The sequence below is a fragment of the Paraburkholderia sp. Ac-20340 genome (genome assembly GCF_017104965.1).
Classification (GTDB): domain Bacteria; phylum Pseudomonadota; class Gammaproteobacteria; order Burkholderiales; family Burkholderiaceae; genus Paraburkholderia.
This window is the reverse complement of the sequence record NZ_JAAGPR010000051.1, coordinates 16,988-37,524: the sequence shown is the minus strand read 5'-3', so window position 1 is coordinate 37,524 and position 20,537 is coordinate 16,988. Positions and strand designations below refer to the sequence as shown.

14 protein-coding genes are annotated in these 20,537 nt (G+C 62.8%); 10 read left to right on the top strand and 4 right to left on the bottom strand.

The features are described from left to right. Window positions 1-101: 101 nt before the first annotated feature. Both G3N59_RS34820 and G3N59_RS34815 read left to right on the top strand, forming a co-directional pair. Window positions 102-1,163 (top strand): DMT family transporter, encoded by a 1,062-nt coding sequence (locus tag G3N59_RS34820; protein WP_205987440.1) that lies wholly within the window; start codon window positions 102-104, stop codon window positions 1,161-1,163. Between the two features lie 57 nt (window positions 1,164-1,220). Then, on the top strand, window positions 1,221-1,613 hold the full coding sequence (locus G3N59_RS34815) for an SRPBCC family protein (protein ID WP_205987439.1): 393 nt from the start codon (window positions 1,221-1,223) through the stop codon (window positions 1,611-1,613). 541 nt (window positions 1,614-2,154) lie between these two features. Here the strand turns inward: G3N59_RS34815 and G3N59_RS34810 are convergent. From G3N59_RS34810 to G3N59_RS34800, 3 genes are all read right to left on the bottom strand, one after another. Beyond that, entirely contained in the window at window positions 2,155-3,597 is a 1,443-nt protein-coding gene (locus tag G3N59_RS34810; RefSeq protein WP_205987438.1) for an MFS transporter, read from the bottom strand. Window positions 3,598-3,666: 69 nt separating this feature from the next. After that, window positions 3,667-4,818, bottom strand: a complete 1,152-nt coding sequence (locus G3N59_RS34805; protein WP_205987460.1) for a CaiB/BaiF CoA-transferase family protein — start codon at window positions 4,816-4,818, stop codon at window positions 3,667-3,669. Window positions 4,819-4,837: 19 nt separating this feature from the next. Beyond that, entirely contained in the window at window positions 4,838-5,785 is a 948-nt protein-coding gene (locus tag G3N59_RS34800) for a hydroxymethylglutaryl-CoA lyase (RefSeq protein WP_205987437.1), read from the bottom strand. 151 nt (window positions 5,786-5,936) lie between these two features. Between G3N59_RS34800 and G3N59_RS34795 the strand changes: the two genes are divergently transcribed. The 6 genes from G3N59_RS34795 to G3N59_RS34770 all read left to right on the top strand — a co-directional run bounded on the left by G3N59_RS34795 (window position 5,937) and on the right by G3N59_RS34770 (window position 14,617). Next, a complete protein-coding gene (locus G3N59_RS34795) occupies window positions 5,937-6,851 on the top strand; it encodes a LysR family transcriptional regulator (protein WP_205987436.1) in 915 nt (304 codons plus the stop codon). An 89-nt stretch (window positions 6,852-6,940) separates the two neighbouring features. Then, on the top strand, window positions 6,941-7,900 hold the full coding sequence (locus G3N59_RS34790; RefSeq protein ID WP_205987435.1) for a substrate-binding domain-containing protein: 960 nt from the start codon (window positions 6,941-6,943) through the stop codon (window positions 7,898-7,900). Between the two features lie 97 nt (window positions 7,901-7,997). Beyond that, window positions 7,998-9,146: a purine nucleoside permease gene (locus G3N59_RS34785; protein WP_205987434.1), complete on the top strand. Its 1,149-nt coding sequence runs from the start codon at window positions 7,998-8,000 to the stop codon at window positions 9,144-9,146. 325 nt (window positions 9,147-9,471) lie between these two features. Next, the gene (locus tag G3N59_RS34780; RefSeq protein WP_205987432.1) at window positions 9,472-10,806 is read left to right on the top strand and encodes an FAD-dependent monooxygenase; all 1,335 of its coding nucleotides are present in this window, start codon (window positions 9,472-9,474) and stop codon (window positions 10,804-10,806) included. 238 nt (window positions 10,807-11,044) lie between these two features. After that, complete coding sequence (locus G3N59_RS34775) at window positions 11,045-11,869, top strand: alpha/beta hydrolase (RefSeq protein ID WP_205987431.1); 825 nt, start codon at window positions 11,045-11,047, stop codon at window positions 11,867-11,869. A 504-nt stretch (window positions 11,870-12,373) separates the two neighbouring features. Beyond that, window positions 12,374-14,617, top strand: a complete 2,244-nt coding sequence (locus G3N59_RS34770; protein ID WP_205987429.1) for an NADP-dependent isocitrate dehydrogenase — start codon at window positions 12,374-12,376, stop codon at window positions 14,615-14,617. Between the two features lie 105 nt (window positions 14,618-14,722). On the opposite strand, the gene G3N59_RS34765 is transcribed toward G3N59_RS34770, so the two are convergent. Further along, window positions 14,723-18,058 carry an autotransporter outer membrane beta-barrel domain-containing protein gene (locus G3N59_RS34765; RefSeq protein ID WP_241024788.1) on the bottom strand — a complete coding sequence of 1,112 codons (3,336 nt, stop codon included), beginning with the start codon at window positions 18,056-18,058 and terminating at the stop codon, window positions 14,723-14,725. A 446-nt stretch (window positions 18,059-18,504) separates the two neighbouring features. On the opposite strand from G3N59_RS34765, the gene G3N59_RS34760 reads away from it, so the two are divergent. Further along, a complete protein-coding gene (locus G3N59_RS34760; protein ID WP_205987428.1) occupies window positions 18,505-19,410 on the top strand; it encodes a LysR family transcriptional regulator in 906 nt (301 codons plus the stop codon). A 142-nt stretch (window positions 19,411-19,552) separates the two neighbouring features. Continuing rightward, complete coding sequence (locus G3N59_RS34755; protein ID WP_205987426.1) at window positions 19,553-20,524, top strand: sensor domain-containing diguanylate cyclase; 972 nt, start codon at window positions 19,553-19,555, stop codon at window positions 20,522-20,524. Window positions 20,525-20,537 lie beyond the last annotated feature (13 nt).

Genomic DNA, 20,537 nt, shown 5'->3' with positions numbered 1-20,537 from the left:
CGCGATGTTATAACATAACATTCAAGAAAGCCACTCTGTCATTCTCATCGGCGATAATTGCGGTTCTTGTCCGCTCGTCGCCAGCCCGCAGGTTTTCCCAGATGAAATCGCATCTTCACGCCATCGCGACGGCGTTGGCCGCCGCCGCGCTGTTCGGGGCCGCTACGCCGCTCGCCAAGGCGCTGCTCGGCGCGCTGTCGCCTTTTATGGTGGCCGGGCTGTTCTATCTGGGCAGCGGCACGGGACTCGCGCTGGCGATCCTCGTGCGCCGATTGCGACGACGCGCCGACGCCCCGCCCGACCACGCCCCGCTACGCCTGGCCGAAGCGCCCTGGCTTGCGGGCGCGATCGTTGCGGGCGGTGTGGCCGGGCCCGCGCTGCTGATGCTCGGGCTCGTTACGACGCCCGCCGCGTCGAGCGCCCTGCTGCTCAATCTCGAAGGCGTGCTGACGGCGCTGATCGCGTGGGTCTGTTTCCGCGAAAATTTCGATGCGCAAATCGCGCTGGGCATGGCCGCCATCGTCGCGGGCGGCGTGCTGCTGTCGTGGAGCGGACCGCACGCGGGACTCACGCCGGGCGCGTTGTGCGTGGTGGGCGCGTGCCTTTGCTGGGCCATCGACAACAATCTCACGCGCAAGGTCTCCGCCAACGACGCGATGACGATCGCCTGCCTCAAAGGCCTGGCGGCTGGGCCCGTCAATCTGCTGGTGGCGTTCTGGTTGGGCGCGCACTGGCCCGACGGCGCGCGTATTGCCGCGGCGATGGCGGTGGGATTCGCGGGATATGGCGTAAGCCTCGTGCTGTTCGTGGTCGCCTTGCGCAACCTGGGCACGGCGCGCACCGGAGCGTATTTTTCGGTGGCGCCGCTGTTTGGCGTGGCGCTTTCCTTGATGCTCTGGCCGCAGCGGCCGGCGCTGACGTTCTGGGCCGCGCTCGCGCTGATGGCCCTGGGCGTGTGGCTGCATGTGCGCGAGCGCCACGAGCACGAGCATACGCATGACGCGCTCGAACATACGCATCGGCATCGGCATGATGCGCATCATCGGCATGAGCACGATTTCGACTGGGACGGCACCGAGCCGCACACGCATGCCCACCAGCATCTGCCGCTCACGCATACGCATGCCCATTTCCCGGATGTGCATCATCGGCATTCGCATTGATCGGCGTTCAACTTTCGACTACTGGAATTTCGACTACTGGAAACAGGAGATGCGGCGATGGCTTCTCTTTATCGCGATGTTCCCTTGAGTATCGATGCGGCCAGCGCATGGGCCACGTTGCGCGACTCGCGCAATATCGCGCAGGTTTTTGCGGGCGTGCTGGTTGATGTGAAAGTCGAAGGCGATAGACGCAGCGTGACGTTTGCGAATGGCAACGTGGTGCAGGAGCGCATCGTGACTGTCGATGACGCGAGGATGCGGGTGGCCTACGCGGTCTGCGGGCCGAACTTCGAGCAGCACGCGGCGTCGATGCAGATCGTGGCGAACGAAGCGGGCGGCGGTTGCAGGCTGGTGTGGATCTGCGATTTTCTGCCCGATGAACGGCGTGCAGTGATCGAGCCGCTGATGGATGCTGGGTGCGCGGCGGCGGCGCGGAATCTGGTGCGTTAGTGGGTCGTGCGAGTGCGGGTTGTGGCGGCGGTTTCCGATTGTGTTCGTGTGACGTGTTCTGCTTCGCTCATGGGGACTTTTTCTTGCGATCAAGGTTTGCGGACATGCGAGCGTGCGTGATTCGGTGAGGGGTTTTGAGGCTGGCTGTTAGTTGCGTTATGAGTTTTGTTTGCGGATTGCGCTCTCTGTTGACGGTTACGAATCAAGCATGAAAAATTTTCCTTAAATACAGATTTTTGCCAGTTCGATTCAATTAATTCATGTCAATCTGAGGCGCCATGCGGCCATTGACGAGGCGCTTCAGTTGTTGAACTAGCGCCCGCAGCGTCCTGAAACTGCCTGGTGACCTGAAATCCCACTGTCCAACAAAAAAAAGCCCGCATTGCGCGGGCTTCAAATACTAGAACAGTGGGCCGGGGGAGCCTGCCTGTTCCATATCGCAGGACCAGATGCGATACGTCTTTGACTGTAGGCTTCCCCTACAACCGCCGGACATACGAAAATTCCGAATTACCTGCGACACTCCAGGCCGCACACCACATCACCCCGAAATCTCATCCAGCGAGACCCCATTCGTGCGCGGCCCGAACGCGCCGATCGACACCATCACCGCGAGCATGCAGCAGGTAATCCCGGCGAACACACCTTGCACGCCGAAGTCGCGCAACAGCGCCGCGATAATGAAACCGGACATCATCGCCCCCACCCGGCTCGCCGAATACACCACCCCATTCGCACGACAACGCACGGCCGTAGGAAACAACTCCGCCTGATAGGCGTGATAGCAAACGGAAATCATCTGCCCCGCGAGACTGATCAAAATCCCCAGCACGATCAGCGCCGTAGCCCCGCGAGCCTGCGAGAACAGCAGCCCGAATACCAGCACCGCAAACGCCGATCCGACGATCAACCATTTGCGCTCGATCCTGTCCGCGACGAGCATCGCCAGCAGCGGCCCGCACGGCAGCGCAATCGCAATCACGAAGGCATAGAGCAGGCTGCGCGTCACGTGCACGCCCTGCCCGATCAGCAAGGTCGGCACCCAGTTCGCGAAACCGTAATAACCGATCGCCTGACACAGATTGAACGCGATCAGCATGAGCAGGCGCGCGCGATACGGCGGCTTCCACAACTCCGCCAGCGAGGCACGGCGATGCGCGGGCGGCGTCACCACCGGCGCGGGCGGCGGCAATTCACGTCCACTTTCGCGGACTGCCGCCTGTTCCAGCCGCGCAATCTCGCGCTCGGCTTCCTCGGTGCGGTGATGCGTGGCGAGCCAGCGCGGGCTTTCCGGCACGGCACGGCGCACGAACCAGACAATCACTGCGCCCAGCGCACCCGCCAGCACCACGTAACGCCAACCGTCGATACCAAACGGCGCAATCGGCACAAGCCACCACGACAGCAAGGCGGAAGCCGGCGCGGCGGCAAACATGATCGCCTGATTGAAGGCCATTGCGCGACCGCGCATCTGCTGCGGGACCATCTCGGTCACATAGCTGTCGATCGTCACGATCTCGATGCCCACGCCGATGCCGGTGATAAAGCGCCACAGGATCAGGCCTTCGGAAGAATGCTGCATCGCCATGACGATCGAGCCAATCGAATACCACAGCAGGGAAAACGTGAATACGCTTCGTCGTCCGAATTTATCGGGAAGCCAGCCAAAAAAGAACGTACCGATAAAAAGACCCGAAAATGTCGCGGCCACGAATGCGCCAATGCCATTGAAACCGAACAGATTCGATGTCGTGGTCTGCAGCAGACCGCTTTTCGCCATACCCGGCGCGATATAGCCCGTGAAAATCAGATCGTAGACCTCGAAGAAGCCGCCCAGCGAAATCAGCAAGACCAGTTTCCACAATTGCCAGGTCGCCGGCAGCCGATCGAGCCGCGCGGAGAGCGCGGCCGCCACGGCCTGGCCCGGTTCTGCCACGTCCAAAGGCAAGGCGAGCGCATCGTCCGTGGTGAGGGTGCGTTGCATAGTCTGTCTCCATGTTGTTTTGGCGCGCGGGCTACTCTGGCCCGCGCTGCGTCACATCGCTCTTTGAGGCTAACCGGCTACATGCGCGGCGAGTCGCGCCAGCACTTCCTCCGTATGCTCGCCCACTTTCGCCAGCGGTTGGCGCACGCCGGGGCGGCGTCCGTCCATCATCAGCGGCAGCAGCACGACTTCGGTTTCGCCGCCGTCGTCGGTCTGCATCGGCACGAGGCCGCCACTGGCCTTCAGATGCGGATCGTCGAGCAACTGGTCCGGGCGCACGATCGGCGCATACGGCACGCCCGCCGCTTCCAGGCGCGGCATCAAGTCCTCCACGCGATGCGCCTTGAGCACATCGCCCAGACGCGCGAGCAATTCGGGGCGCAAGGCCACACGTGCCGCGTTACTGGCATAGCGCGGCTCGCGCGCATAGTCGGGGCAGCCAATCACGTCGCACAGCGTAACGAACTGCTTGTCGCTGACCGCGCCGATAAAAAGCTGCTCGCCTTCGGCCAGCGTGAACACGTCGTACACGCTCCATGCCGACACGCGCGAGGGCATCGGCGGCGGCGCTTCGTGCGTCATCGCGTATTGCTGCATATGCTGCGCGCTCAGAAACACGCAGTTCTCGAACAGCGCGCTCTGCACTTCCTGGCCGCGCCCGCTCGCCTCGCGCTCGCGCAATGCCGCCAGCACGCCGATCGCACCGAACATGCCGCCCATGATGTCGTTCACCGACGTCCCCGCACGCAGCGGCCGCCCAGCCGGCCCGGTCATATACGACAGGCCGCCCATCATCTGCACGACTTCGTCGAGTGCGAGCCGGTTTTCATAAGGCCCGGGCAAAAAGCCCTTGTGCGAAACGTAGATCAGCCCCGGATAACGCTGCGAAAGCGTGGCGTAGTCCAGACCGAATTTCTGCATCAGCCCCGGCCGGAAATTCTCCAGCATCACATCGCATTGCCCGATCAATTCGACTGCAGCAGCGCGCCCTTCTTCGGTATTGATATCGAGCACGACACTCTTTTTATTGCGGTTGAACGAGCGAAAAAAACCAATTCCCAGGCCCGGCAGATCGCGCGTTTTATCGCCGCCGGGCGGTTCGATCTTGATGACTTCCGCACCCAGATCCGCGAGAATCATTCCGCAGGTTGGGCCCATGACCATATGCGTAAATTCGACGACGCGCACGCCGTCGAGCGGCAGCCTTCGCGTGGTGTCCATGTTTGCGCTCATCACATCCTCAGGATAACGAATCGACCGTCACAGCGGCCTGAAAAGTCTTTGGCAAGCCGGCGCGCCAGAGCGCGCCATGCAGGCTCTCGCCATCGAGCCATTGCGCCACTTGCGCGCGCAAGGCCAGCAAAGCGTCGATATCGATACCGGTTTCGATACCCATGTCTTCGAGCATGAAAGCCAGGTCCTCGCTTGCCGCGTTGCCGCTCGCACCGGGCGCATGCGGACAGCCGCCGATGCCTGCCAGCGAAGCATCGAAGCGCGTCACGCCGGTTTCCAGCGCGGCATGGACATTGGCGAGCGCAAGACCGCGCGTGTCGTGAAAGTGCGCGCACCAGAGCCGCTCGCCCGCCATGGCGCGCGCGCGTTCGAACAACGCGCGCACGGCACGCGGATTCGCGTAGCCCACCGTATCGGCGAGACTCACGCGATCGGCGCCCGCATCGAGCAGCGCCTGCATGTAGCGCAACACATCTTCCTGCGCGACCTCGCCTTGCAGCGTGCAACCGAAAGCCGTGCCGATGCCGCCTTCGATCAGCGTGCGCGCGCCAGCAGCATCGCGTTCGGCACGCATGCGCGCGACTTCGGCCACGACTTCGTCGGGTGTCTTGCGCAGATTCGCGCGGCTATGCGCTTCGCTCGCGGAAAGCGGCACGAGCATCAGATCGGCGCCGGTTTCGAGCGCGCGCTGCGCGCCCTTGAGATTGGGCACCAGCACGGAAACGCACAGGCCGGGCAGACTGCGCGCGAACGCCACCAGTTCGGCCGTATCGGCGAGTTGGGGCAACAGGCGCGCGGGCACGAACGAGCCGACTTCGATCTCGCGCACACCGGCCGCATGCGCCGCGCGCAGCCAGGCGAACTTGAGTTCGGTGGGCAAAATGGTGTCGATGCTTTGCAGGCCGTCGCGCAGACCGACTTCGCGCAGCGTGGCGCGCGCGGGATAGGCGGGCATAGAAATGTCTCCAGACGAATAAGCGGGGCGCCGGTTCATGTCGTGCCGGCGTGGTGTTTCGTTGTATTTGCCTCTGTGCTAACTTTAGACATTCCAGTCCATCCATAAAGCGGTATTTTGGAAGCTCCAAGATTCCGTTTGGGAAACACAGATGCACGATATCGACACCAAGACGCTGCGCCTGTTCGTGGCCGTCTGCGAACACGGCAACATGGGGCACGCGGCGCGCGAATCGCATATCGAGCCTTCCGCCATCAGCAAGCGCATCGCCCAACTCGAAACCGATCTGGGCGTGCCTTTGCTCACGCGTTCGCGGCGCGGAGTGCAGCCCACCCAGGCGGGCGTCGCGCTGCTGGAGCACGCGCGCAGCGTGATCTTTACGCTCGAGCGCGCCGTCAGCGATATCGCTGCGTTCGGCAGCGGCCTGCGCGGCAGCGTGAGCGTGTGCGCGTCGGCATCGGCGATTGCGGAGGCATTGCTCGACGATCTCGCCTCTTTCATGCGCATGCCCGCTCACGAAAACATCCGCGTCAACGTGGATGAGCGCACCTCGAAGGAACTCGTGCAGCGCGTGCGCGACGGCGTGGCGTCCGTGGGCGTGTGCTGGGACAACGTCGAACTGGGCGGCCTGGAAGCGCGCCCCTGGCGCACCGACCGGCTCGCGCTGGCCGTGCCGGGCGGGCATGCGCTCGCGCGGCGTAAATCGGTGGCGTTCGCGGATACGCTCGGCTTCGAACACGTGGGCCTGCCGCCCTCCACCGCCGTGCACACCTTGCTGCAACGCGCGGCGGCGCTGAGCGGGCGCACCGTGGATTACCGCGCGACGGTATCGAATTTCGACGCGGCGTTTCGCGTGGTCGCCGCGAAGCTCGGCATCAGCGTCGTACCGGAGGAAGTCGGCCAGAGCTACACGCGCATCATGAACGTGCGCCTTGTGCCTTTGAGCGACGCGTGGGCGCAGCGGCGCTTCATCGTCTGCTTTCGTGCGTTCGATGCCTTGCAGCCCGCCGCGCAGCGCATGGTCGAGCATCTGGTGGCGCGCGCGCAGGCCGCCGAAGCTGCTTGAACCGCTTGAGCTATCCCAAGCCCGCACGCCTCGTTTACACTTCCACCATTCCGTTTCTGCCCCGCGCGAACTGCGCCGCCGCTCACGCCATGCACCATCCACAACGCCGCCGTTTCGTGCTCGCAAGCCTGCTTGCTGCGATCGGCGCCGCGCATGCCGGCAGCGGCATGGGCGCCACGCGCGAAGTCACCATCGCGCTCGTGCTCAAGGCCATGCCCGATCCCTTCACGATGGCGATGGTCGCCGCCGCCAGGGGTTTCCAGGCGCACTCGCCTTATCCGTTCAAGCTGGTGATACTCGGCATCCAGTCGGAAACCGATGCGGCCGGACAGATCCGCCTCGTCGATACGGCCATCAAACAGCGTGTCGATGCGATCGTGCTCGCGCCCGCCGATTCGCGTGCGCTGGTGAACGCCGCGCGTCGCGCCGTCCAGCACGGCATCCTCACGCTGGCGATCGACAATCCGCTCGATGCCGACGCACTGCGCGAAGCGCGCATCCACGTGCCTTACGTGGGCCCCGACGACCGCCGCGCCGCGAAGCGCGTGGGCGAATACCTGGCGCGCCGGCTGCATGCGGGCGATCGTGTCGGCATCATCGAAGGGGTGTCGTCCGATCTCAACGCGCAGCAGCGCACGGCCGGCTTTCGCGACGCGATGCAGGCCGCGCACGTCGAGATCGCGGCGACCGAAACCGGCAACTGGGAATATGGCCAGGGGCGTCTCGCGGCGGCCTCGATTATCGCGTCGCAGCCGGGCATTCGCGCGCTGCTATGCGCGAACGACAACATGGCGCGCGGCGCGGTCGATGCGGTGCGCGAATCGCAACTCACCGGCCGCGTGCTGATCACCGGCTTCAACAACAGCGACGCCATCAAGCCGATGATCAAGGATGGCCGCGTGCTCGTCACGCTCAACCAGTTCGCGGAAAAGCAGGCGGTGTATGGGCTCGACGTGGCGCTGCAAGCCTGCGTCGAACATCGCGATCAGGATGACCTTTCCGAATACATCGAAACGCCTGTCGTGCTGGTGGCGAAGGATATTTCATAGCGGCGGATTGCACGCGCAATCTGGCGGCGCATTTTCGCGTTGGCATCATATGATGGCGGCTCGCACGATACCGAACGTCACGAAATCCAACGCGCATATGAACAAGAAAATCGAACCCGTCGTTACTCGTTTCCGCTTCGCTAGCCACCTCACCTCGCACTTCGCCTCGCACGCCACCACGCTCTCTTCCACGTTCCTCGCCGCCCTCGCACTCGCGGGCTGCGCCGCCAGCAACGCGCCGTCGTCCACCCAGGCGTCCTCTGGCGCCTTCGTGCAACAAGGCGCGGCCACGGGCGCGCGCCCGGTGAAGGTGATGATCGTCACGATGTTCGCGCCCGAGGCCAAGACCTGGCTCGACAAGCTCGGGCCCTGGGACAGCATTCCCGTTGCGGGCCTCTCGCCCGACTATCCCGCCGTGCAGTGCAATCACGACGATGTCTGCGTGATGACCACCGGCATGGGCCACACGAACGCCGCCGCATCGACGATGGCACTCGCCTTCGCGCCGCAATTCGATCTGCGCCAGACTTATTTCCTGGTGGCGGGCATTGCGGGCGTGAATCCGCAGCAAGGCACGGTGGGTTCGGCGGCGTGGTCGGACTGGCTCGTCGATTTCGGCCTGCAATGGGAGATCGACCCGGACCGTCGTCCCAAAGGCTGGCATACCGGCTATCTCGGCATCAATACGAAAAACCCCGGCGAAAAGCCCGCGCTCGACTATCGCACCGAAGTCTTCCAGCTCAATGCGAAGCTGACTTCGGCGGCCTATGCCTTGAGTCACGACGTCGCGCTGGCCGATAGTCCCGAAGCGAAAACCGCGCGCGCGAAGTATCGCTATGCGCCGGCCAATCGCGCGCCCAGCGTGATCCGTTGCGATTCGATTGCAGGCGATACCTGGTGGTCGGGCGCGGAACTCGGTGCGCGCGCAACCGAATTCACGCGTCAGCTCACCGGTAACAAGGGCGTCTATTGCATGACGCAGCAGGAAGATAACGCGACGTATGAAGCACTCAAACGCGCCGCCGCCACGCAGCGTGTCGATCTCGACCGGGTGGCCGTGCTGCGCGCGGGATCGGATTTCGATCGTCCGTACAAGGGCCAGTCGAGCGCCGCCAATCTGCTCGGCTATGCGAGCCAGGGCGGCTTCGCGCCCGCTCTCGAAAACCTCTATCGTGCGGGCAATCCGCTCGTGCAGGATATCGTCGCGCATTGGGACGACTGGCGCACTGGCGTGCCCTCGCGCTGATCCGCCCTGCGTTCCTGCCCGCGTCTTTCGACGCGGGCAAGCTTTGAAGCGCCTGCCTCATTGCGCCCTCGTGAAGCGCGGAAATGCGTCTTTGACCGGATGGACTTATCAAGGCATCCATGCCAGATTGAGCCACATCCTTTCGCGCGGCACGCTTGCCGCCGCGACGCACCGTTATTTTCCGGCTCAAAGGGGGACACTTGCGCGATTCGTTTCCTATCGAAGCGGCGCTGAACGTTCAGCCCTGCAACGCTCGACCGATACGTTCAGACGAAGGCAAAAAGCACACACGTGCGTGCTTCGTTATCGGCGTGTCGCCCAGGGTATGCACGTCGCCGCTCTGAATCCTGCGGCGCGCGCCGTCGTCCTCGGCGCCGGGCCTGCGGGCGCGGCGGTCGCGCGCGAACTGGCGCGCCTCGGCTACGCGGTGCAGGTCGTCAGCGACTGGCGGCGCTTCGACGCCGTGGAAGGCCTTTCGGCGCGCGTCATCGAAGGCTTGCGTCATGCGGGTCTGCATCGCGCGGCCAGCAGCGTCGCCGGACCCTGCACGCGCACGACGCTCTGGAACGGCGTGCTGCAAACGCTCAACGCGGAGTTTCTGGCCGATCGCCGCGTATTCGATGCCGCGTTGCGCGACGATCTGCGCCAGGCAGGCGTCGACGTGATCGAGGCGAATGTGCGCAATATCCAGACCTCGCCGGCCGGTCACGACCTCGTGATCGAAACCGCCGATGGCCCGCTTTCGCTGCGCGCCGATTTTCTCGTCGAAGCGCGCGGGCGTTTTGCGCCGCTGTTGCGCGACGCCACGCGCGGGCCGCAAACACTGAGCCTGCTGAACGTATGGCAGGGCGAGCGTGGCGCGGCGGCATCCGCCATCGAAAGCCTGCAGGACGGCTGGGCATGGATGGCGCGCCTGCCCGACGGCCGTTGTTACTGGCAGATGACACTCGATGTGGCGAGCGCCGAACTCCCGCAGCGCGACGAACTGCTGGCATTCTGCGCGCGCATGCGGCACGCGCCGCTGGCGAGCGACTTTTTCGCGCACGACGCAGATACGGACGTGCGCCTGCACGCGCGCAGCAGCACCGCGACATTGTGCGGGCGCACCGGCGCGCACAACTGGCTGCGCGTGGGCGATGCGGCGATGGCCGTCGATCCGCTATCGGGCAACGGTATTTTCCAGTCGCTTTCGTCTGCACTGCAGGCGCCCGCCGTGATCCACACCTTGCTCAGTTGCCCGGAGCGCGCCTCGCTCGCGCTGCGCTTTCATCAGCAGCGTATCGAGCAGTTGTTCGTGCGCTTCGCGCGCACGGGCCGCGACTTCTACGCGCTCGAACAGCGCTGGTCCGCACGATCGTTCTGGGAATCACGCCGCCTCTGGCCCGACGACGCGCCGCTGCAAGTGAACGCCGATTTCAACCAGCTCAATATCGAGCGTGCGCCGGTGATCGACGGCAATCTGATCGCCGAAGCCGATGTGGTCGTGAGCCCCGATCAACCGCTCGGCGTCTGGCATCTGGAGGGCGTGCCGCTCGCGCCTATCGTCGAGGCGCTGCGCAAACAGCCGGCCGAACAGGTGCTGCGCGCACTCGATGCCGATCAGGCGCGCCTCGTGCGCCACTGGCTCGACGCGCACGGTTATTCGCAAACGCACGCCTGACGTGCGCGGTTTGTTTCGAGACATCCGCACGCTGGCGCTGCATCGCACAGCTTCGGATCATCGCTTCGCGATCCTCTCTATACTCGTTCGCGTATTCGACCTGCCGGCAACGCGCCGCGCCTCTGCCGCGTGACATCCCCGTGACATCCGGGTGACGCCCGCTTTATACCTGCTTGATACCCGCGCAGCACCCTCAATTCGCGTGATTCCCCTTTCGCCTCAACCAGGAGCGCTACTGATGAGCACGTTCACCACCCGCGACGGCACCTCGATCTACTACAAGGATTGGGGCAGCGGCCGCCCGGTCGTCTTCAGCCACGGCTGGCCGCTTTCGTCCGAGGCCTGGGACGCGCAGATGCTCTTTCTCGTGCAGAAAGGCTTTCGCGTGATCGCGCACGACCGTCGCGGCCACGGCCGCTCGGACCAGCCGGCCAAAGGCAACGACATGAACACCTGGGCCGACGATCTCGCCGATCTGCTCGACAAGCTCGATGTGAAAGACGCCACGCTGGTCGGCCATTCGACGGGCGGCGGCGAAGTCGCGCGCTATATCGGCCGTCATGGCACGAAGCGCGTGTCGGGCGCGGTGCTGATCGGCGCGGTGCCGCCCATCATGATCAAGAGCGAACAGAATCCGGGCGGCCTGCCCAGGGAAGTGTTCGACAACATTCGCAAAGGTGTCGTCGATAACCGCTCGCAGTTCTTCAAGGATCTGGCCGTGCCGTTCTACGGCTTCAATCGCAGCGGCGCGAAGACCTCGCAGGGCACGATCGACGCGTTCTGGCTGCAGGGCATGTGGGGCGGCATGCTGGCGCTCTACGAGTGCGTGCACGAATTCTCGGAAGTCGATTACACCGAGGATCTGAAGAAGATCGACGTGCCCACGCTGATCCTGCACGGCGACGACGACCAGATCGTGCCGATCGACGACGCGGGCAAGCTCTCCGCGAAGATCGTCAAGGATGCGACGCTCAAGATTTATCCGGGCGGCTCGCACGGCATGTGCACGACCGAAGCCGACAAGGTCAACGCCGACCTGCTGGAATTCCTGAACCGGAAGTAACGACCGGACGTAATGACCGGAACGAAGGACCGGCCCGCGCAATCCTGACGGTGGCGAATCGTCTGAATCCTGCATCGGTTCGCCGCCAATACCCCACTGTTTGACCAGGAAATTCGGACGCAAAACGAAGCGCTGCGGCAATAAATTCTTCTATAAGACTCAGCGATACCCCTCGCTTTCAGCAAGGGTCTTCACCAACTTGACAAAGAATCGAGGGTACGAAACTGAAATTATCCGATCCGTCCCCGAGCGATTCAAAATAGCGCGTAAGCCTTTATTTATCAGGCATTTGCGGCGATAACGTTTTCAGCGCAAGCCCGCCCGTTCGCGGCAAACGCGACGATTTCACGCATGAACATGCCCGCGCAACGCAATTTCATAATATGAAATTCATGTCGATCTCGGCCCCGGGCGATCCGAAATTGAGGCAAAATCCAGGTGTTTCGCCGACTGCGCGCAGCCGGTGGTGTTACCACCTCGTTTAACGATCCCGCCAAGAAGCCGATGAGTACCCAGCAACCCACCATCATCTATACCCTGACCGATGAAGCGCCGCTGCTTGCCACCAGCGCGTTTCTGCCGATCATCCGCACCTTCGCTGCGCCGGCCGGCGTGAACGTCGAGACCAGCGATATTTCCGTGGCGGGCCGCATCCTCGGTGAATTCCCCGAATTCCTGACCGAGGAACAACGCGTTCCGGACAACCTGGCTGAACTGGGTCGTCTCACGCAGCTGCCGGAAACCAACATCATCAAGCTGCCGAACATCAGCGCATCGGTGCCGCAGCTCGTCGCAGCCATCAAGGAACTCCAGAACAAGGGCTACAAGATCCCCGACTTCCCGGAAGATCCGAAGACCGACGAAGAAAAGGCTATCCAGAAGCGCTATTCGAAGTGCCTCGGCTCGGCGGTGAACCCGGTCCTGCGCGAAGGCAACTCGGACCGCCGCGCACCGCTGGCAGTCAAGAACTACGCGAAGAAGCACCCGCACAGCATGGGCGAGTGGAGCATGGCTTCGCGCACCCACGTCGCGCACATGAAGCACGGCGACTTCTACCACGGCGAAAAGTCGATCACGACCGACAAGGCGCGCGAAGTGCGCATGGAACTCGTGACGAAGAGCGGCGAAACCATCGTCCTCAAGCCGAAGGTCTCGCTGCAGGCTGGCGAAATCGTCGACAGCATGTTCATGAGCAAGAAGGCCCTGCTGGACTTCTATGAAGACCAGATGGAAGACGCGCGCAAGACCGGCGTCATGCTGTCGCTGCACGTCAAGGCGACCATGATGAAGGTTTCGCACCCGATCGTGTTCGGCCACGCTGTGCGCACGTTCTACAAGGACGCGTTCGCGAAGCACGCCAAGCTGTTCGAACAACTGGGCGTGAACGTCAACAACGGCCTCGTCGATCTCTACACGAAGATCGACACGCTGCCGGAATCGCAGCGCGAAGAAGTCATCCGCGACATGCACGCGTGCCACGAGCACCGTCCGGCGCTGGCGATGGTCGATTCGGCCAAGGGCATCTCGAACCTGCACGCACCGAACGACGTGATCGTCGACGCATCGATGCCCGCGATGATCCGCGCAGGCGGCAAGATGTGGGGCGCCGACGGCCGCCCGGCCGATACGAAGTGCCTGATCCCGGAAAGCACGTTCGCGCGCATTTACCAGGAAATCATCAACTTCTGCAAGACCAACGGCGCATTCGACCCGAAGACCATGGGCACGGTGCCGAACGTCGGCCTGATGGCGCAGAAGGCTGAAGAGTACGGTTCGCACGACAAGACCTTCGAAATCCCGAAGGACGGCACGGCCCGTATCGTTGACAACGCAACCAACGAAGTGCTGGACGCGCTCACGCAGGAAGTCGAGCAAGGCGACATCTGGCGTATGTGCCTCGTGAAGGACGCTCCGATCCGCGACTGGGTCAAGCTGGCCGTCACGCGCGCGAAGAACTCGGACACGCCGGCCGTGTTCTGGCTCGACCCGTATCGTCCGCACGAAAACGAAGTGATCAAGAAGGTCGAAGCGTACCTGAAGGATTACGACACGAGCGGCCTGGACATCCAGATCATGTCGCAAGTGCGCGCGATGCGTTACACGCTCGAGCGCGTGATCCGCGGTCTGGACACGATCTCGGTCACCGGCAACATCCTGCGCGACTACCTGACCGACCTGTTCCCGATCATGGAACTGGGCACGTCGGCGAAGATGCTCTCGATCGTTCCGCTGATGGCCGGTGGCGGCATGTACGAAACGGGCGCAGGCGGTTCGGCTCCGAAGCACGTGCAGCAGCTGGTTCAGGAAGACCACCTGCGTTGGGACTCGCTCGGCGAATTCCTCGCGCTGGCAGTGTCGCTGGAAGACCTCGGCATCAAGACGAACAACGCGCGCGCCAAGCTGCTCGCGAAGACGCTCGACGCCGCAACCGGCAAGCTGCTGGACAACAACAAGGGCCCGTCGCCGAAGACCGGCGAGCTGGACAACCGCGGCAGCCAGTTCTACCTGTCGATGTACTGGGCACAAGAGCTGGCAGCGCAGAAGGACGACGCGGAACTCGCCGCCCAGTTCGCGCCGCTCGCGAAGGCACTGGCCGACAACGAACAGAAGATCGTTGCTGAGCTGGCTGCTGTTCAGGGCAAGCCGGTCGATATCGGCGGTTACTACAAGCCGGACTTTGCGAAGCTGGCTGAAGTGATGCGCCCGAGCGCGACGTTCAACGCAGCGCTCGAAGCGGTCGCGAAGTAAGTCGACGTTAGCTTAGCTGCATTCGAGGCCTGTTTTTAAGGCCTCGTTGTAGAAACGCCCCTGCAGCTTCTGCTTGCAGGGGCGTTTTGTTTTTGGGCATTGAGTTCACCACGCCCAGCGCACACCCGCATCGCCCGCGATCACACGCTGATGCTCGCCGCCCAGATTCGTCAGCCAGCTTGCCGTGACGAAGACACTGCCGCGCTTCGTCAGTTGCGCGACAAGACCCACACCGACCTGCCCCATCGTCTGCCCGACCGGCGTGCCCAGCGTGGTGGTGCCGCTGAAGGTGGTTTTGTCATCGGCGCCGAATGCACGCAGCACATTCACCCGCGCATAAGGTTTCCAGTCGATGCCACCGGCCGCAAACGCGTACTGCAAGCGCGCGCCGATGCGGCCAAGAAACGTGTTGCCGTTATTCCACGTGACCTCCGAAATGCCATCGTTGAAGCGGTCGAGCGAAAGCCATTGCCAGACGATCTGTGCCTGCGGCTCCAGCGTGAGGCCATATGCGAGCGCCATCGGCAAACCCGCTTCGACGGACCCGGTGAACGCGTTGCCGTGTGTCGAACCTGACACGCCGCCGTCGGTATCGCTCGACTGCGTGCGTACCGTGAGCGCGCTGCCCATTGCCACGGCGTCCGTGTACCAGCCGCCCGCGCCGATGTGCGTCCAGTACGCGCCAAGGTTGTACACATTGATTTGCAGCGAGCCAGCGCTGTAATCGGGCTGCCCTAGCGCAAAGCCGTTCACGTCGCCCACAGCGCGCGAAAAACCCAGCAGAAAGCCGAAGTGATCGCGCGCACCGCTCGCGGGATGTGTGGCATAGAGATCCTGACCGATCTGCATGCCCCATACCGATCCGTCGAACGACGGGCTCAGCTCGCCGCCCTGCCCAATAGTGCTATCGCCGCCCCACGCCCGCGCCCACGATGCGGGTACTGTGCCACTCTCGGTAAGCGAGCCTTGCTCGCCTTGACGATCATGGAATGTATCGATCTGAAGGATGCCTAATTGACGTGCGACGCTGGGCGCTTCGGCGTAAAGCGGTACTTCCGCACGATAAACAGGCACGCTGTTTTCAGCCTCTTTGGCGACCGCGCTCGCCACAGCCTGCACGATAGATTCTGGCGTGCCTGGCGCGGAAACAACGGGCTCGGGCGCACTACCTACATTCGTCTCGCCTGTTACGGCCGGAATGGTATTGCGCAAATACCAGTTCTGGCTCGTACCTGCGCTTACGCCGCCCTTCGCCAGAAAGTATTCATACGCGCCAGCCTTCACGGACCCGCCCGCCAAAGAAAACGCTCCGGCATTCGTGGTCGCGCCATTGAGCGCCTGCACGATCTGAATGCCGTCGCTCGACGTCGCCGCGCCTGGCCCATTCACGTTCGTGACGTCCAGCGTGCTATTGCCGCTGGCCGTGCCGCCGCTCACCACGAGCCGGTCCGATGCCGCGCCGTCGCCGGCCAGATATGTGTTCAGCGCAATCGACCCATTCTGGCCGATATAGTTGCCCGCCACCGTCAGCGTATTGCCCACGCCGCTACCGCCAAGCCGCACGAGCCCCGCATTGGTGAGATTGCCGTTGATCTGGAAATTGCCGATCGCGCCGCCTGCGAGCGCGGCCATTGCATTGGCCGTAGCGATCGTGCCGTTATTCGTGACGTCGCCACTCACGCTGCCATAGCCGCCCAACGTCGCGCCCGCTGCAACCGCCACTGCGCCACCACCTGTGAGCGCAGCCGCGCTGCTCGCGCTATCGCCCACAATCAGCGTGCCCGCGCTGACATTCGTGCCGCCCGCATAGCTGTTGCTCCCGCCATCGAGCGTCAGTGCGCCCGCGCCAAGCTTGGTGAGCGCGCCTGCACCGGTGATGTTCTGCGTAATCGTCGAGCTGAAACTCTGTGTATCGATGGTGCCGTTGTTCGCCGTAATCGCCATCGCGCGGCTGGCCGAAAGATCGAACGCGCTATTCAATTGCAGCGTGCCGCCGTTCAAAGTGAGCGCGCCCGTTGATGCGCCGATGGCGTTATCGGCTGCAATCGCAAGCGTGCCTTGCGTAATCGTCGTGCCGCCGGAATACGTATTGCCACCCGATGCCGATGGCGAGAGCGTCAACGCACCCGCACCGGTTTTTTCCAGCGTGCCAGTGCCGCCGATCAAACCCGCGTACGTCCCATCGCTGTCCTGCTGAAAGCGCACGAGACCGTTATCGGTCACGGCGAGCGGCAGATTCGCGGCGTTCGCCTGCAAGGTCGCGCCGCTGTCCACACTGGCGCTGACCGTCGCCGTGGTCGTGCCTAACGTGCCGGTTAGATTGAGCGTTCCGTTTTTGACATAGGCATTCGCAAACGTGCCCGTCCCAGACCATGTCCATGCGGTTCCGGTCATCGTCAGCGTCTGATAGTTGACGAAGGCATTCGAAGCCGTGCCGCTGCCATGCAATTGCACACTGTTGGCTCCGCCGCCACCATCAGCACTACCTACTATTTGCGAACCGGTCTGCAAAATCAGTGTGTCATTGCCATTGCCGTTCTTGATGGCCGTGCCGCTACCGCCCTGAATCAACCCCGCATTGGTGATGGTGGTATTGCCATTGGTCGAACGCACGCCAATGCCGTTATTGCTGACGATCGATCCGCCCGCCTGATTCGTGATCGTCGCGTTAAAAGAACTGCCGAGCGTATTCGATACGACCGCATCGACGCTGCCGCTACTCGACGCCGTACCGGTCGTCTGGATTGTCCCGCTATTGACGAGCGTATCGTTGTTGCCCTGCATATAGACCGCAGGGCTGTCGCGTCCCGATGAGGCGAGCGTGCCGCTATTGTTGATGGTGCTGCTTCCACCGAGCAGCGAAGCCGCGCGCGCATTGCTTCCCGAAGTCGAAACCGTGCCGGTATTGGTGAGCACATTGCCCGACGCGCCCTGGTTGCTTTGCCCCCAGGCCGCTGTCATGCCATAAGAGTTGGCGCCCGATGTCGTGATCTTGCCGTTGTTGACGAGTTGATTGTTGTTGCCATTCGCGGCCAGACCATCGTTATAGGCACCCGTGGTGGCGATGACGCCGCTTGTGCCATTCGTCACGGTATTGCCATTATTCACGCCGATCAGCATGGCTCCGCGATTCGCCACGCCCGTGCCATTGCCCGACATGGAAAGGCTGCCGCTATTGACGAGGGTGCTCGATGTATCGACTGAAAATGGCGTCGGCGTGCTGCCATGCGAATAGCTGCCGGTGACGGTGCTGTCCAGCGTAATCGAAACCTGCGTACTACCGGAAACCGCTACGACAGAAGGTGCGCCCGATCCGCTGCACGTGACCGTGGTATTGCTGGCCGGTGCTGTCGAGGAACAAGCGGCGTGCCCCACCACCGGCGTTGCACCGGTCAATAGCGCCATGCTGCCCACACCGATTTTCCACGTCCGTTTTTGCATTTTCGCGTCCAGTGTATGGAACGTTGCGACTGCATTCGGCTGCGTGAATCGGTTTATAACACCGCTTTAAAAAATCTTCCCGATAAGTGTTTTCATCAGACAATTAAAGCTTCTTTAAATGCCATTTTGTGCGATGCGGAAATTCATTCAATCCATGCATCGCCCATGTTTCAAATATCGCTTGAATAACGATGTAAAGGGAAAGCACGCGCCGCTCAATGCGCGTTATTTCCCAGCGCAATCTCATACCGCACACAGCCGGTACGCGCCCCCACATTCTCCTGATTCGTCACCCAGTAAATACGAAGCCCATTCTGATCCACGCCGATCGCTCTCAATCGCTCGATAAACGCCGTGGCAATGCCTTGCCTGCGATCGACACACTGGACGTCCACACAGCGGCCGTGCTGAAATAAGCGGAACCGAATCTTTCATCGCCAGCCATCATGCCCGCTGATATCAGGACAATGGATCTCAATCTGCTGCGCGCACTCGACGCCCTGCTCGACGAGCGCAACGTCACGCGCGCCGCGCAGCGTCTCTCGCTCACGCAACCCGCAGTGAGCGGCATGCTCACCCGCCTGCGCGAAGCCTTCGACGATCCGCTCTTCGTGCGTACGCAGCGCGGCATCGCGCCCACGTTGCGCGCACTCGAACTGGCCGCGCCGGTCAGGCAGATTCTCGGCGAAGTCGAGTCGCTGCTCACGCCTCAAGCATTCGATCCTGCCCGCGCCGATTTCACGCTCACGCTCGCGGCCACCGATTACGCGCTGCAAGCGGTGGTGTCGCCCTATCTCGCGGCCTTGCGTCGCGATGCACCGGGCATACGCGTGGCGGTCGTGCCCGCCCAGGACCCGTCGCTGTTCGCGCAACTCGCACGCGGCGACGTCGATATCGCGTTGATCACGCCGGAGAGCACGCCGCCCGATCTACACGCGCGGCGTCTTTTCGATGAACGCTACGTATGCGTGATGCGTAAAGATCATCCCGATGCCGCGCGCAAGCGCATGACGATTGCACGCTTTTGCGCGCTCGATCATGCGCTCGTTTCGTATTCGGGCGGCGCATTCGAAGGCGTCACGGACACCGCACTCGCGCAGCTTGGCCGCAAGCGGCGCGTGGCGCTTTCGGTGACGAGTTTTCTGGTATTGCCGGAGATTCTGCGCGCAAGCGATCTGATTGCAGTCGTGCCGCAAAGGCTCGCCGAGCGTGCCGAAGGTTTAGCCGTGCTCGCGCCGCCGCTCGCGATTCCGGGCTTCACGAAAACCGCCGCCTGGCACGAACGCACGCATCGCGATCCGGCGCGGCGCTGGGCACGCGCCTTGCTCTTCGATGTGTGCGGTTCGCTTTAGCAATGCGTGCGGCCGCAATCAATTCGAAAGCTCGCCTGCACGACGCATCATCCCTGCGTTGCAGACTCACACTTCGTGCGGTCACAGCCCAACGCTTCGCGTTAGAATCGACGGCATCTTTTTCCAATCCTCTCGTTCATTTATGCTTCGACCTTCCGAACCCGCGAACGAAGCCGAGCGTCTGGACGTGTTGCGATCGCTCAAGATCCTCGACACACCGCCCGAAGACCGCTTCGACCGCATCACGCGTCTCGCACGACGCCTGTTCAACGTGCCCATTGCGGCCATCACGCTGGTCGATTCAGGCCGCCAGTGGTTCAAATCGCATCCGGGTCTCGACGTTTCCGAGACCTCGCGCGACGTGTCGTTCTGCGGCCACGTGATCCTCGGCGACGAGCTATTCTTCGTCAACGACGCCAGCATCGACTCGCGTTTCGCCGACAATCCGCTGGTCACCGGCAATCCGAATATCCGCTTTTATGCGGGCTGTCCGTTGTCGGTGCCGGGCGATATCCGGCTGGGCACATTATGCGTAATCGATAACCGCCCGCGCGTTTTCGACGACGAGGAACGCATCGTGCTGCGCGATCTCGCCGCCATGGCCGAGCAGGAAATCGCCGCCACCCAGATGGCGACGACCGACGAACTCACGGGCCTTGCAAACCGCCGCGGTTTCAAGTCGCTCGCGGAGCAGGCGGTGCGTCTGTGCCGCAACACGCAGCGCCCCGCTTCGCTGCTGTATCTCGACCTCAACGGCTTCAAGCAGATCAACGATACCTACGGCCACGCCGAAGGCGATCGCGCACTGGTTGCGTTCACAACGATATTGCGCACGGCGTTGCGCGATGGCGATGTGATCGGCCGGATGGGCGGCGATGAATTCGCCGTGCTGCTTTCCAGTACCGACGAACACGGCGCAATGAGTGCGATGGAACGCATCCGCAATCAGCTGGAGATTTTCAATCGCGCCGCGCAAAAGCCGTATCAGTTGCGCAGCAGCGTGGGCAGCGCGATGACGCATGACGATCTGCCGTCGTCGGTGGACGATCTGCTCGCGCGCGCCGATGCCGCGATGTATCAGCAAAAGCGCGCATCATTGGGCGAGCGGCGTTAAGGCGTTTTTGGCA

What these genes read in the sequence shown, in the direction of transcription:
- G3N59_RS34820 (WP_205987440.1), top strand. Translation starts at nt 102, where the DNA reads ATGAAATCGCATCTTCACGCCATCGCGACGGCGTTGGCCGCCGCCGCG.
- G3N59_RS34815 (WP_205987439.1), top strand. Translation starts at nt 1,221, where the DNA reads ATGGCTTCTCTTTATCGCGATGTTCCCTTGAGTATCGATGCGGCCAGC.
- G3N59_RS34810 (WP_205987438.1), bottom strand. Translation starts at nt 3,597, where the DNA reads ATGCAACGCACCCTCACCACGGACGATGCGCTCGCCTTGCCTTTGGAC.
- G3N59_RS34805 (WP_205987460.1), bottom strand. Translation starts at nt 4,818, where the DNA reads ATGGACACCACGCGAAGGCTGCCGCTCGACGGCGTGCGCGTCGTCGAA.
- G3N59_RS34800 (WP_205987437.1), bottom strand. Translation starts at nt 5,785, where the DNA reads ATGCCCGCCTATCCCGCGCGCGCCACGCTGCGCGAAGTCGGTCTGCGC.
- G3N59_RS34795 (WP_205987436.1), top strand. Translation starts at nt 5,937, where the DNA reads ATGCACGATATCGACACCAAGACGCTGCGCCTGTTCGTGGCCGTCTGC.
- G3N59_RS34790 (WP_205987435.1), top strand. Translation starts at nt 6,941, where the DNA reads ATGCACCATCCACAACGCCGCCGTTTCGTGCTCGCAAGCCTGCTTGCT.
- G3N59_RS34785 (WP_205987434.1), top strand. Translation starts at nt 7,998, where the DNA reads ATGAACAAGAAAATCGAACCCGTCGTTACTCGTTTCCGCTTCGCTAGC.
- G3N59_RS34780 (WP_205987432.1), top strand. Translation starts at nt 9,472, where the DNA reads ATGCACGTCGCCGCTCTGAATCCTGCGGCGCGCGCCGTCGTCCTCGGC.
- G3N59_RS34775 (WP_205987431.1), top strand. Translation starts at nt 11,045, where the DNA reads ATGAGCACGTTCACCACCCGCGACGGCACCTCGATCTACTACAAGGAT.
- G3N59_RS34770 (WP_205987429.1), top strand. Translation starts at nt 12,374, where the DNA reads ATGAGTACCCAGCAACCCACCATCATCTATACCCTGACCGATGAAGCG.
- G3N59_RS34765 (WP_241024788.1), bottom strand. Translation starts at nt 18,058, where the DNA reads ATGCAAAAACGGACGTGGAAAATCGGTGTGGGCAGCATGGCGCTATTG.
- G3N59_RS34760 (WP_205987428.1), top strand. Translation starts at nt 18,505, where the DNA reads ATGCCCGCTGATATCAGGACAATGGATCTCAATCTGCTGCGCGCACTC.
- G3N59_RS34755 (WP_205987426.1), top strand. Translation starts at nt 19,553, where the DNA reads ATGCTTCGACCTTCCGAACCCGCGAACGAAGCCGAGCGTCTGGACGTG.